The sequence below is a fragment of the Arthrobacter sp. K5 genome, assembly GCF_040448525.1.
Classification (GTDB): Bacteria; Actinomycetota; Actinomycetes; order Actinomycetales; family Micrococcaceae; genus Arthrobacter; species Arthrobacter globiformis.
Genome location: NZ_CP159280.1, coordinates 271,502 through 284,661 on the forward strand (window position 1 = coordinate 271,502; position 13,160 = coordinate 284,661).

The 13,160-nt window shown below is 60.3% G+C and carries 10 protein-coding genes and 3 pseudogenes; 8 read left to right on the plus strand and 5 right to left on the minus strand.

The features are described 5' to 3' along the window. Window positions 1-7 precede the first annotated feature (7 nt). The 6 genes and pseudogenes from ABRP34_RS23630 to ABRP34_RS23655 all read left to right on the plus strand — a co-directional run bounded on the left by ABRP34_RS23630 (window position 8) and on the right by ABRP34_RS23655 (window position 5,087). Window positions 8-1,410 (plus strand): annotated as a pseudogene (locus ABRP34_RS23630) (aldehyde dehydrogenase family protein). Beyond that, entirely contained in the window at window positions 1,407-2,147 is a 741-nt protein-coding gene (locus ABRP34_RS23635; protein WP_353713541.1) for an alcohol dehydrogenase catalytic domain-containing protein, read from the plus strand. The pseudogene ABRP34_RS23630 and the gene ABRP34_RS23635 overlap by 4 nt, the downstream one beginning before the upstream one ends. After that, window positions 2,144-2,542, plus strand: a complete 399-nt coding sequence (locus ABRP34_RS23640; protein WP_353713681.1) for a zinc-binding dehydrogenase — start codon at window positions 2,144-2,146, stop codon at window positions 2,540-2,542. Before ABRP34_RS23635 ends, ABRP34_RS23640 begins: the two co-directional genes overlap by 4 nt. Next, the gene (locus ABRP34_RS23645) at window positions 2,539-3,423 is read left to right on the plus strand and encodes an alpha/beta hydrolase (RefSeq protein ID WP_353713542.1); all 885 of its coding nucleotides are present in this window, start codon (window positions 2,539-2,541) and stop codon (window positions 3,421-3,423) included. Before ABRP34_RS23640 ends, ABRP34_RS23645 begins: the two co-directional genes overlap by 4 nt. Continuing rightward, the gene (locus tag ABRP34_RS23650; protein ID WP_353713543.1) at window positions 3,420-4,298 is read left to right on the plus strand and encodes an enoyl-CoA hydratase-related protein; all 879 of its coding nucleotides are present in this window, start codon (window positions 3,420-3,422) and stop codon (window positions 4,296-4,298) included. The genes ABRP34_RS23645 and ABRP34_RS23650 overlap by 4 nt, the downstream gene beginning before the upstream one ends. Before the next feature lie 21 nt (window positions 4,299-4,319). Then, window positions 4,320-5,087 carry a short-chain dehydrogenase/reductase gene (locus ABRP34_RS23655; protein ID WP_353713544.1) on the plus strand — a complete coding sequence of 256 codons (768 nt, stop codon included), beginning with the start codon at window positions 4,320-4,322 and terminating at the stop codon, window positions 5,085-5,087. A gap of 855 nt (window positions 5,088-5,942) precedes the next feature. Here ABRP34_RS23655 and ABRP34_RS23660 read toward each other — a convergent pair. The 5 genes and pseudogenes from ABRP34_RS23660 to ABRP34_RS23680 form a co-directional block, all read right to left on the minus strand. Continuing rightward, a pseudogene (locus ABRP34_RS23660) lies at window positions 5,943-7,390 on the minus strand (amidase family protein). A gap of 162 nt (window positions 7,391-7,552) precedes the next feature. Continuing rightward, window positions 7,553-8,149: an ABC transporter permease gene (locus ABRP34_RS23665; RefSeq protein WP_353713545.1), complete on the minus strand. Its 597-nt coding sequence runs from the start codon at window positions 8,147-8,149 to the stop codon at window positions 7,553-7,555. Continuing rightward, a complete protein-coding gene (locus tag ABRP34_RS23670) occupies window positions 8,146-8,391 on the minus strand; it encodes a hypothetical protein (RefSeq protein ID WP_353713546.1) in 246 nt (81 codons plus the stop codon). Before ABRP34_RS23670 ends, ABRP34_RS23665 begins: the two co-directional genes overlap by 4 nt. Window positions 8,392-8,447: 56 nt before the next feature. Then, on the minus strand, window positions 8,448-9,974 hold the full coding sequence (locus ABRP34_RS23675; RefSeq protein ID WP_353713547.1) for a sugar ABC transporter ATP-binding protein: 1,527 nt from the start codon (window positions 9,972-9,974) through the stop codon (window positions 8,448-8,450). Between the two features lie 22 nt (window positions 9,975-9,996). Next, window positions 9,997-10,992, minus strand: coding sequence for a sugar ABC transporter substrate-binding protein (locus ABRP34_RS23680; RefSeq protein WP_353713548.1), 996 nt, complete (start codon window positions 10,990-10,992; stop codon window positions 9,997-9,999). Between the two features lie 237 nt (window positions 10,993-11,229). Between ABRP34_RS23680 and ABRP34_RS23685 the strand changes: the two genes are divergently transcribed. Both ABRP34_RS23685 and ABRP34_RS23690 read left to right on the plus strand, forming a co-directional pair. After that, entirely contained in the window at window positions 11,230-11,916 is a 687-nt protein-coding gene (locus ABRP34_RS23685) for a LuxR C-terminal-related transcriptional regulator (RefSeq protein ID WP_353713549.1), read from the plus strand. A 126-nt stretch (window positions 11,917-12,042) separates the two neighbouring features. Next, window positions 12,043-12,918, plus strand: a pseudogene (locus tag ABRP34_RS23690) (IS481 family transposase); the annotation flags it as partial. Between the last annotated feature and the right edge of the window lie 242 nt (window positions 12,919-13,160).

A 13,160-nucleotide genomic window follows, 5' to 3' on the forward strand; every position in this document is an offset into this window, starting at 1 on the left:
AGAAAAAATGAATCGCGACGAACTGTACATTGACGGCAAGTGGACTCCCGCTGCCGGAACCCGAAAGAACGTGTTCTCCCCGGTTACCCTCGAGGCTGTCGGTCAGGTTCCCGAAGCCACCGCCGGGGAAGTTGACGCTGCAGTCCAGGCCGCGGCCGGGGCTTTCACCGGCTGGTCCCAGTCCGCTCCTGCCGAGCGCGCAGCACTGCTGCGCCGTGTCGCCGAGATCCTCGAAGAGCGCCGGGAGTCGTTCATCGACACCATCACCGCTGAACTGGGAGCACCCCGACAGCTGGCAGAACGGGTGCACCTGCAGCTTCCCATCACGGTCCTGCGGACCACCGCGGACCTCCTCGAGCAGTACAGCTTTGAAGAGTCAGTCGGAAACAGCACGATCTACCGGGAACCTGTCGGCGTGGTCGCTGCGATCACCCCTTGGAACTATCCCCTCCATCAGATCACCGCAAAGATCGTCCCGGCACTGGCCGCAGGCTGCACCATCGTTCTCAAACCGGCCGATCTGACCCCTCTCACCGCCTACGCCTTCGCCGACGCGATGCACGACGCGGGATTCCCTGCAGGCGTCTTCAACCTGGTGTCCGGACCTGGCTCCCTAATCGGCGAGCAGCTGTCCCTGCACCCGGACGTGGACATGGTGTCCTTCACGGGATCGGTCAACGTCGGGCGGATCGTTGCCCGGGATGCGGCGAGCACCATCAAGAAGGTGTCGTTGGAGCTGGGCGGGAAGTCCGCCAGCCTGATTGCCGAAGACGTGGAGGGCGCGCTGCTGGCAACGGCGGTGAAGGTCTCCGTCGCCAACAGCTTCCTGAACTCCGGCCAGACCTGCAGCGCGTGGACACGGCTCCTCGTCCCTGAGGCGCGGTACGAGGAAGTCAAGGCCCTGGCCGCGGAAGCCGCTCGCAAATACGTGCCCGGCGAACGTGTCGGCCCGATGATTTCCGAGGCTCAGAAGACCCGCGTGCTTGACTTCATGCGCCAAGCAGAAGCCGATGGTTTCGAAACCATCCACGGCGGAAGCGATGCCACAGACCTTCCCGAACAAGGCTGGTACGTCCAGCCATCCATCTACGGCAAAGTCACCCCAACTCCCGCCTCGCCCAAGAGGAAGTGTTCGGCCCCGTGCTTGCGGTGATCACCTACCGCGACGAAGACGAAGCCATCGAGATCGCCAACGGAACAGTCTTCGGACTCTCCGGCGCGGTCTGGGCTGCCGATGAGTCCCACGCGGTTGCCCTGGCCAAGCGGGTCCGGACCGGCCAGATCGACATCAACGGCGGAAGATACAACCCCCTGGCGCCCTTCGGCGGCTACAAGCAGTCCGGCCACGGACGCGAGCTCGGCAAGGCCGGGCTTGAAGAATTCTGCGAATTTAAGGCGGTACAGCGATGAGCACCAATCAGCCACTGACTCCCGAGGACGTCTACGCCGAGGCAATCCTCGCCTTTGTGCACCGCAAACCCGGTGAACAGGGCCAAGTCGAAAAAATCAGGCTCAGGAAAACCGGACCCGACGACGTCCGCGTCAGGATCGACTCCGTCGGAGTATGCCACTCAGACCTCTCCCTCTCCAACGGGACCCTGGGGCAAAAGATGCCCGCAGTACTCGGCCACGAGGCCAGCGGAACCGTACTGGAAGTCGGCCAGGACGTCACAACGGTAAAAGCAGGCGATACCGTAATCCTGCTGTGGAACCCGTCCTGTGGCGAATGCTGGTTCTGCAAAGCCGGAGACAAGCACCTGTGCGAGCATGCAGCCGATAACACCCAGCGGCCCCTGGCACTTGACGCTGAAGACAACACCGTCTGGGCCGGGCTCGGAGTCGCCGGTTTCGCCGAGCAAACAGTCGTTCCTGCACGTTCGGTAATGCCCATCGAAGGAATCGATCCAGACCAAGCCGCCATGCTCGGTTGCGCCAGCACAACCGGCGTTGGCGCCGTTGTGAACTCCGCCAAAGTAGTCCCTGGCCAGTCAGTGGCCGTAGTGGGACTTGGAGGCGTCGGCCTAAGCGCCGTCCAAGGGGCGCTCCTCAGTGGTGCATCCCAGGTCATCGCCATCGACCGCAGCCAAGAGCGCCTAGCAATCGCCGAAACCACGGGGCAGTCGCCGTCGAAGCCGGCGAGGACATAGCAAAGCGCGTCCGGAAGCTCACGGGTAACCGCGGCGCCGATGCAGTCATCGATTGTGTGGGTGCAGGAGCAACCATCCGCCAGAGCTGGCAGATGACGCGCCGCGGCGGCACGACGGTCGTCGTGGGCATCGGCAGCAAGGACGACCAGGTCACGTTCAGCCCGCTCGAACTGTTCTACTTCTCCCGCTCGCTTGTTGGTTGCGTCGCAGGAGGTGGGGATCCCGGCACCGACTATCCCCGCCTCATTGAATGGGTCAAGTCCGGCCAGCTCGTCACGGACGGCCTAATCACCGAAAGACTGGCCTTGGACAGCGTCGAAGACGCATTCGACCGCATGAAGGCTGGATCCGGAGGACGCACCGTGATTCATCCATCGGCAGGACCCCTGTCATGACCCGCCTCAGCACAAGTGCGGACGGAACCGCGATCGCCTACCGGGTGGACGGTGAGGGCATACCGGTGCTCTTCATCCACGAATTCGCCGGAGACATGGACAGCTGGGACGCGCAAGTCCAAGAGCTGTCCGCCGATTTCAAGTGCATCCGGTATGCGGCACGTGGATATCACCCCTCCGATATTCCAGGTCCCGGCTCGTATTCCCAGCAGCACGCCGTCCAGGACGTGCTGGCCGTCCTGGACGCCGAAGGCATCGATGCAGCCCACATTGTCGGTCTCTCGATGGGAGGCTATACGACGGCCAACATCACCGCATTGCATCCGCATCGCGTCCTCTCTGCGACGGTGGCCGGCTGCGGTTGGGGCTCAGACCCCGACACCCGCGAGAAGTTCGTTGCTGAGTCGATGGGCCTCGCCGGGCGGCTTCGTGAAAGTGGCTGGTCCACCTTGGCCGGCCCGTACGCCGAGGGTCCCACCCGCATCCAGCTCAGGACCAAGGACGACAAGGCCTGGCAATTGTTCCGAGACGGGCTTGCCCGCCATTCAAGCGAAGGCTCTGCCCGCACCATGGAAGGAGTCCAGAGCAAACGTCCTTCCCTGGACGAGCTCATTCCAGGTCTGCGCGAGGCACAAAAACCGATCCTCATCCTGACCGGTGACGAGGACGACGGCTGCATTGAAGCCAACTTCAGACTCAAAAAAGCACTGCCAACAGCGGCATGGAGAGTGTTCCCCAACACCGGACACACGATCAACCTTGAAGAACCGGAAGAGTTCAACCGCTCCGTCCGGTCCTTTGTCCTCTCAGTTCACAGCGGACGCTGGAACAGACGCCACCCCGCAGCCATGACCTTCTCCTCGACGGGACTTCCGCAATGAGCGAAACCAGCACCGTGGTGACGCTCAAAATCCTCGAAGGCATCAACCTGCCGGCCGGGATTGCCGTCGAGTTGCAGGGAAGGGTCCTGCATGTCATATTCGACCGTCCCGAACGCAAAAACGCCATGAACCTGCAAATGTGGCAGGTCCTGCCCCGCATCATTCATCTTGCTGAAGGCAACGACCAGGTACGGGCGATTGCCTTCTCCGGCAGGACCGCGGATTCCTTTTCGGCCGGCGCGGACATCAGCGAATTCAGCACCGTCAGGTCCGGGGCAGCGAACTCGCGTCACTACTCCGCTGCCGTGCAGGAAGCCGAACTCGCCATCATCGAATGCACCAAACCGACCCTTGCCCTGGTGCGGGGTTGGTGCGTAGGAGGCGGGTGCGAGCTGGCCCTCGCCTGCGACATCAGAATCGGTGACACCACGGCAAAAATGGGCATCACTCCGGCCAAACTCGGCATCGTCTACAGCCAGACCTCCACGACGCGACTGGTCGAAGAAGTTGGTGCCGCCTGGGCGCGACTGCTGCTGCTCACCGGCGAAATCGTCAAAGCAGATACAGCCCTGCGCATTTCCCTCCTCCATGAGGTCCACCTGACCGAAGACGTGGAAGCCCGCTGGAATGCCGTCCTCGGTCGAGTCACCGGAGGAGCCCCCGTCACCCTGGCCGGCGCCAAGGTCCTGGTCGGCCGTGCAGCAGCAGGTCAAGGGCAGGAAGACGCCGTGGCGAATTCCTGGTACGAGCGCTCATACGCAAGCGATGAGTACCGGATTGGCGTGACCAGCTTCCTCGCCCGGGAGAAACCGGATTTTTCGGCCGTCCCCTGGCCAACCGCCATATCGGCCGGCGACCAGACCATACCCGAATAAGACCATCGAGAGGAAAAGCAGATGGACCTGTCCATACGTGGGAAAGTCGCCCTCGTAACCGGAGCGTCCCAAGGCATCGGCCTGGAAACGGCCCGGGTACTGGCCGGCGAAGGATGCGCCCTCATTCTGGTCAGCCGTGACAAAGGCCGGCTTGAAACCGAAGCGGCCAACATCCGCCGGCATTACGAGGTTCCCGTCCGAGTAGAAGCCGCGGACCTATCCTCAGCCGCCGAACACACAAGACTCAGCGCCAACGTCGACGGGATCGACATTCTGGTCAACAACGCGGGGGCCATTCCTCCCGGAACCCTACAAGAGATCGACGATCAGCAGTGGAGGGATGCCTGGGACCTCAAGGTCTTTGGCTACATCGGCCTCACCCGTGCCCTCTACACCAACCTCGCTAAGTCGAAGGGCGTTATCATCAACATCATCGGCGTAGCAGGGGAACTCTACCGGCCGGACTACATCGCCGGATCGACCGGCAACGCCGCGCTCATGGCATTCACCCGAGCCCTGGGAAAGGCCGCAAGTAGTGACGGGATGCGCGTCATCGGCATCAACCCCGGACCGGTTTCCACCTCCAGAAACGAAATGATGCTCAAGGCAAAAGCCCAGACCGAACTGGGCGACGCGAATCGCTGGCCGGAACTCAACGCCTCCCTGCCCTACGCCCGCTCGGCCACCGCCTTGGAAATAGCCAGCGCGGCGGCATTTCTCGCGTCGCCTCGCTCGGGCTACACCAACGGGACAATCCTGACTATCGACGGGGGCGGCCAATCCACATAAACAGGTCTTCACGTCGTGACACAACTCGTTGAAAAATGGGCACAACGAACTCTTCCTCAACCCGGACGCTTGAACATGAACACGTCAAGACGAGGAAACCGGCAATCCAAGCTGTGACTTAGCCGCCAAATGAAGGGTTCTTGCACGACTGCAACCCGCAGTCCGAGCGCGTGAACGCACTGTCGCACGGGTCCGGGACGATATCCGCACCGTCCCGTCCACCTGCTTCGCCAGAGCCTTGTCCAGGCATGGGAACACCGCAGCGACCCTCTGTCACCGTTCACGAACTTCCTGCCAGAGCCACATGACGCTTAGCTGATATTCACAGGGTGCGAGCGGCCGCGCCAGTTATCAGTGTCCGGGGGCCTGCCGCGGCTATCCGGGGTGGTCTCCGATTAGGCTGCGATCCCAAGGCGGAGTGGGTTCAAATCAGATTGACATTCTCAGTCAACCGTGGTTACTGCGTGGCCTTTACCGCCAACGTCCGCCCCTGGGCCAGCCAAGGCATGCTCGGATGGCGCTGCCGCTAAACCCTGAATCACATGCTGCGGCTCCCTGGGTTTCCCCAGGGAGCCGCAGCATTTTCTTGTCTTGCCACTTAAGTCTTGCTGCCTAAGTGGCAAGACAACCTCTGAGTCCCGAAAGTGCCCGCCCGCTGCCACGCGGGATTCTTGGCCACCCTCAATACAGGTTCATGCGACTTGGGCAGTCCGGCTGGGTAGGGGCGGTACAAATGGGGCTCGAGATGTTCGAGGCGGCCTACCTCGGCGCGGAGTCCGGATTGAATCGTTCCGCCAAGGGCCGGAGGTCGGAGACAATCATGCACACCAGGTGCGCCGCATTACGCCTCGTACCCTAGACCGTCCTTTCTTCCAGCAGCGACGGCTGTTTATGCGACCAGGGCCGGGCGCTTTCGAAAGCTGCTGCAGCCCGCAACACTTTCGCGTCAGCGTGGAATCCGCCCGAAATCTGCAGCCCAACAGGGAGCCCCTCCGACGTGAACCCTGCCGGCACTGTAATAGATGGAGTTGTCATCATGTTGAATGGGTATGTGAGTAGCCATCCAAGGATCTGCTCGCGCAGGGGCTTGCCCTCGAGCCAGCTCGGAGCGAACTGTTCGAGAGGGAAAGCCGCGGAAGTTAATGTGGGTGACACGAGCAGGTCGAAGCCTGACATGAACTCCCGAAATGTATTCCACATTTGACCCCGGTAAAGATCAGCCCGGCCCTTGTCGTCTCCGTTGAGTGTCCTGCACTGCCTCATGATCTCCAGAAGGTTTTCATCCACTTGCCCCTCCATGGCGGGCCAGTCAAGCAGATCTGTCTGACCGGCAAAACCCGGCAGCCAAACACCATTCCACATCGCTTCCTCTGCACCGTCCCATGCGGGGTGGCCTGCTGGACAACGGCCCCAAGTTCTTCGAAAGCATCCATGGCGGATCGACAAATTGCTGCAACTTCGGGGTCGACGTAACCGAGGCCAAGGTCCGGGGACCACGCAATCCGCCAGCCACCAATCGGCTTCTTGATCTCCTCCGTGAAGTCGACATCTATTTTGGGCAGACTGGTCGGGTCCTCGTCATCCGGACCTGCCATGACATTGAGCATAAGCGCGGCATCAGCCACCGTCCGGGCAATCGGGCCATGGTAGATCCAGGTGTAGTACCGTCCTCCGAGAACTGTCTGGGGGATAAGGCCGTGCGTAGGCTTCATTCCAACAACGCCACACATTGACGCTGGGATCCGAACCGACCCTGCGCCGTCACTTCCTTCGGCAAGGGGGCCCAGTCCTGCTGCAACAGCCGCAGCGGCACCACCGCTCGAACCGCCTGCCGAATATCCATGCTTCCAAGGATTATGTGTGGCGCCATAAAGGTGACCGTCAGTTCCACCGTAGTAGCCACCCTCGGGCATGTTGGTCTTTCCCAAGAAAAGGCCCCCTGCTGCTTTGAGCCGTCTAACTACGGCAGCTTCGTGTTTTGCAAAGGTTCCCTTTAGTGGCAGATAACCATACGTTGCCGGTAGGCCCTTCATGGCGGTCAGTTCCTTGACGGAGAATGGCACACCGTGAAGTGGCCCCAGCTGCTGCGCTTCTGAATCAGCCATCTCTTCGAGGCGAAGGGCGTCCTTATGGATTTGTTCTTCGTCGAAAGTCACGTAGGCATTCAGCTCGGGATTCAGTGCTTTGACACGTTGAGTCATGGATGCGGCGATATCAACGGGCGACAACTCCTGATGACGCACCCTCTCACTCATTTGGGTTGCGCTCATCCACGGGATGTCAGCAACGACGTCCAGTTCCATGGGATCTCCTAAGTTTATGATTTGTTGCCGTGAATAGCGGCCGAATTGATGAGGGTCATTTGGTCCGCTGTACCCAGAAGCGAACAGCTTCGAGGCCGGCGGCCAGTACCAGGACACTTCCAGTTACTATCCCGGCGATTTCCGGACCCAGATTCAGCAGCGTCAGCCCGTTTTTAGAACTGCGATGAGCCACACACCGAGAACGACCCTTAATACGCTTCCTCGTCCGCCGTTGAAGGGTATGCCGCCAAGCAGCACGGCGGTTAGGACGGTCACTTCGAATCCGACGCCCAGGGTGCCTGAAGGTGCACTGTCCAAGCGAGCTACCTGTAGGACGCCGGCGAGCCCGGCGGCAAGCCCGACCACAATGTAAAGGAGGACGGAGATGCGCTTCACAGGGATCCCCACCAGGTAGGAGGCTCGGGAGTTCACGCCTATGGCGACAATCCTGCGTCCAATCGGGAGGCGATTCATAGCGACCAGGGCTATCCCGATGACCAACAGGGCGGCGATCCCGAGATAGGACACCCCAAGGACTGAGCCGTTACCCAAGACATTCACGTCCGCCGGAAAACCGTACAGTGAATCGGGGGCGAGAAACTGCGCAACGCCCCTAGTAGCTGCGAGCATTCCGAGTGTTACTACCAATGGCGATAGGTTGAGCCAGCCAATGAGAACCCCATTAATTGCACCTATCACCGTCCCTACTAGGATCCCGACGATGAGCCCGGGAATGATGCCAGCGCTAAGGAACGTCAACCCTGAGCAGACCCCGCGAGGGCCAAAGTTGAGCCCACCGAAAGATCAACGTACCCGGCCATCAGCAGGACCGCCGCGACGACGGCAACAATGAAGGTGGGGCCATTTTGGGTTAGGACCGCGAGCAGATTGCCGCCTGTGAGGAACGACTTCGTGACGACCGAGAAATGCACCATGAGACCGATGGTCGCTGCTGGCATGAACCAGTTGATGCCCCGTAGGACAAGTCTCTTGGTCGTCATACTTGGTTCCACTGGAGCACTGTTTGGCGCGCTAACGGTGGTCGATTCCAACGCTGTCACTTTGTCCTTCCTTCCACTCCATCAAAGCTGCCGTGGGCAGCTGACAGTAGGTGACTTTCGGTGATGTCCTCGGTAGCAATTTCGGTGGGGACACCGTCCACCAGAATGAAGACCCTGTCTGCGAGGGCAAGAAGTTCCTCGGGTTCGCTCGATGCGAAGATCACGCAGCGATGAGAATTAGAGGCAAACGCGCGGAGTAATTCGTAGATCTCGTGGCGCGAGCCGATGTCAACGCCCTGGGTTGGTTCGTCAAGGAGCAGAACGGATGTGTTTCCAAGGTCAGCAGCCCACCGTCCGACGACCAACTTTTGTGCATTTCCGCCCGAGAACGAGTCCGCGGGACTTTTCGGGGCCACCGGGTGGAGCCGGATCTTTCTTGCGATGCTGTGAAACGAGGCCCGCTCCCGAGACGGGCTGCGAAAGCCTTTGGAAAGCTGAGGATAGTGTGGGAGCAGCACATTTTCCTCTGCGGTCATACTGCCAAAAAGTGACTGCACCTTTCGATCGGCAGCAACCAGGGAGACGCCGGCGGCCGCAGCCTTCGCCAGTGAACCAGCTTCGAGGTGAGCGCCTGAGAGGCTGACAGTTCCTTCTACCTGTCGTCTCACGCCTGCGATGGACTCGAGGAGGTTCGTCCTTCCCGAACCAAGGAGTCCGAACAAGCCCACGATCTCGCCTGCGTGGACGGTTGTGGTGAGCGGTCCGGTAAACGTGCACTGGAGATTAGTCAATTGCAGTATCGGCTCGCCTGGGGTGCAGTCACGTTTAGCTCCGGTGAGGGCACTTCCAGGGGAGATACCATCCACCAGGTCCTGCATTTCGAGGTCCTGCCGGGCGCGCGTCCAATAGACCTGGCCGTCCCGGAGCACGGTCACGGCATCAGCAACCTGTAGTACCTCGTTCAAGAGGTGTGTCACGTAAATTACGGTGAGTCCTTGTGTCGTGGCCAGCCGCCTCACGAGTCGGATCAGCGCAGTGACCTCATGCGGCCCTAGCGCCGCTGTCGGCTCATCCAAGATCAGCAGATCCGGTTTCCTGCGAAGCGCCCGGGCGATTTCGACGATCTGTTGCTCTCCTACTGACAGCGACCCGACCAGTGCGCGAGGACTAATGTCTACCCCCAGAGACTCAAGAATGTTCGCCGCTTCCCGCTCCTGCCGGCGCGCATCTACTGCTCCGACAGCGTTCCGGCGTTCTTGGCCAAGAAATATGTTATCCGCGACATTGAGTGAGTCGATCAATTGAAAATGCTGGTAGATGATTGCGCATCCGGCTTCGAAGGCCTGGGTTGGGGTTAGGCCGCTGTATGAACGTCCTCCAATGACAATCTCGCCGTCGTCAGGATGCGTGGCACCGCTAAGACACCCTAGGAGAGTGGACTTCCCGGCACCATTTGCACCAAGTAGGGCATGTACGGTGCCAGCGGTGATTTTCATGTCGATGCCCCGGAGGACGTTATTCATCCCGTAGGACTTTCGAATGCCAGACAGCTGTAGGCCGTACGGCCCAACAGCCTCATGCACGTCAGTATCCCGTATCACGTCGCTAGTCCTTGCGCTCAAAGTTCTTGAGGAGGTCCGCGACAACCTGCGGATTGTCGGCCTTGGCCAAAACGGTTGGCGTCACGAGGTTGGCTTCACCCTTGCCTGTGACGGCGGCCAAGGCGGCATCGACTATAGAGGCTGCAAGGTCATCCATCGGAATCGCGGAGCTTGCCCTGTACATGCCGCCCTGCTGAACGGCAGCCAGCCCTTCGGGAGATCCGTCCTGTCCCGCTATGTAGACAAGCGCTGGATCGATTCCAGCGTTTTTGAAGGCCTTCATTGCACCGATAGCAGACTCGTCGCTGAGACCGACGAAGATACGGAGATCGGGGTGTTCGCGAAGTGCGTCTTCGGCAATCTGCAGACCGCATGCTTGGTCCGTACAGTTTTGTTCGGAAACCACCTTGATCCCGGCCGCTTCGATCGCATTGATCGGGATTTCGTACCGGGGTCGGGACGGCGGAAGCGTCGTCAGCGTTGTGACCGCAGCGGTTGCCCCGCCGTTGGGGTAGTTCTTCTTGATCCAAGCTGTCACGTCTTCTGCAATCTGCTCGCCTTGGAGCTTGTTGTCAAAACCGACGCTGCCATCTTGACCGTCCATGCTGGTCAGATAGGTCAGCCATTTGGTGCCTTGACTTTGGGCTTGCCGTTGGAGGCCAGCGAATGCCGTCGAGTCCACAGGCCATAGCACGATTGCGTCAACCCGCTGCGTTACCCAGCTTTCGATGGTTGCGCGCTGGCTTTCCAGCTTCATTCCTGTGGTGTTGTCGAGGAGCAGCTCGACGCAACTAACTTTGGTGGAGTAGTCCTTGGCGAGCGACTTAAGGGCTTTGATTACTTCGGCTTCGCCGATCGGGTGGCTGAAGCCGACGGTGTACGTTTTCGGGCACTCCGCGCTGGTTGCGCTCGAAGACGGCGTGCTGCATCCCGAAAGCGTAACTGTGGACGCTAGCGCCAACGTCACAGCACATGCGGTGAGGGCTGGTTTGAATCGCATAAAGCTCCTATAAGACTGGAATTGAGGTCCAAAGGGTGGGGGATCCCTGCGGAATAGAGCCAGCTTAGAAACCTGAAGTTCTATCAGGTATCGGGTATTTGACGTATATTTGGTGTACTCGGCGTCACACGCAGCCCCGTGATGCAAAGATTGACGCCAACAACGCGACTCATTGCTGTCCTGCCCGAACCTGGCAGGGCAATGAAACACTTTTCGAGACAACACCGTGGGGGCAGCGTGGACTTCGACTCTCGGGTGCTCTTGCTCCAAGACCTTCAAAGCGCCGAAACAGCGCGTCGGCGCGCGGCTTACTTCGATCTTGTGCGCCACGAAAGCGGGGCAGGAGCCATCCTGCTCACATACATGGATCCGCTTTCACGGGCCCATGTTCCGGTTGGGAGCGCGGGCTACCGCGAAGCCATAGTTGACTACATCGTGCGAGATCTGCTGATAAATGATGGCGGTGCGCGACGCGCGTTGCTTGACGAGTCCACTATTTATGACTGGGACAACCTGCCGGGGTTCCGCGCCTCAGCGCCAGCGCTGATGCATTTTGGGCCGGAAGGATTCAACAACGGGGTCACGATGCCCTTGACAGGCAAAGCGGGGTTAATCGGGACTTGCAACCTGAGCACGGAACATCCCTCGTGGCGGGAGCCCACCACATCGATGCTGGCGGCGCTCCGCCCAGTTCTCGCAGAGATGGTCGAGCGCGTCCAGCAGAGCCGCAGTCTGGGTCTAACGCCCCGCGAACTCGAAATCCTGCGTTTGGTAAAGGACGGGCTCACGGACAATCAAATTGCCACCGAGCTGTTTCTCTCTCCTCGAACGGTTTCGACACATATGGAAAACGTGCGGACCAAGCTCGCAACCTCGACGAGGACGCGTGCCGTCATCCTCGCCATGAATCTTGGCCTGATCTAGCTGTTCTGCCCAGGGACGCGGTTGGGTGAATGTGATGACTCGCTGGAGTCGTTGACTCATGGGTGAGGACCTCCTGCGCGCAGTGGAGTTGTTTGAACAACCGCTGACGCGACCAGGAGGTCCTCAATGTCCCACGCTAATGCCGCTTTGACTCCACCCCAACGGTTACGCGTTGCGCGGCTCGTCGTTGATCACGGCTGGCCGGTGTCCCGGGCTGCCGAACAGTTCAATTGCTCCCGGCCGACGGCCAAACGGTGGGCAGCCAGGTATGCCTCGATGGGCGCAGCTGGCATGTCCGACCGATCCTCAAGCCCGCACCGGGTGGCGAACCGGACTCCGCCGCACCTGGTTCGCAAGGTCGTGCACCTGCGCTGGAAGCACAGGCTGGGCCCTGTCGCGATTGGAGCGAAGCTGGCCATGCCTGCCTCCACGTCCACGCGGTCCTGGTCCGGTGCTGGCTAAACCGGTTGCATTACGTGGATAAGCGCACCGGAGAAGTCATCCGCCGCTACGAACACGACAAACCGGGGGCGATGATCCACGTCGATGTGAAGAAGCTCGGCAACATCCCGGACGGTGGCGGCTGGCGCTACGTTGGCCGGCAGGAAGGCAAGAAGAACCGCACTCTGACCCCGGCAAAGCCGCGAAACAACCACCACAACCCGCTGATCGGCACCGCCTACGTGCACACAGTCGTGGACGACCACTCACGCGTTGCCTACGCCGAGATCCATGATGACGAAACAGCGGCCACCGCAGCCTCCGTGTTGAAAAGGGCAGTGTCCCGGTTCGCCGCCCGCGGCGTCACCGTCGAGCGAGTCCTTTCACAACGGATCAGCATACAAATCGAACCTCTGGCGGGACACCTGCCGGGACCTGAACATCAAGGCCAAAAAGACGCGACCTTACCGTCCACAAACCAACGGCAAGATCGAACGGTACCACCGCACACTGGCCGACGGATGGGCCTTCAAACGCTTCTACGCCACCGAATCAGCCCGTTGGGTCTTGTGATTATTGTTTTTCTCGTGTCCTGTTGTTGACCCGTGCTTTGGTGATGGGCGCCTAGGCGGCTACTGCGGATCTGCCGGATGGCGTACGGGCTTCGAGTTGGTGAGTAAGTCGCTGCTGCTATTTGCGGCAGGAGACCACTTCCACCCTACTTTGACGGGTCGGCCGGAAACGAGAATGCGAGGTAGGGTCAACGGAGCCAATCAATCATGCGGAGTCCTGTACTGAGGCAG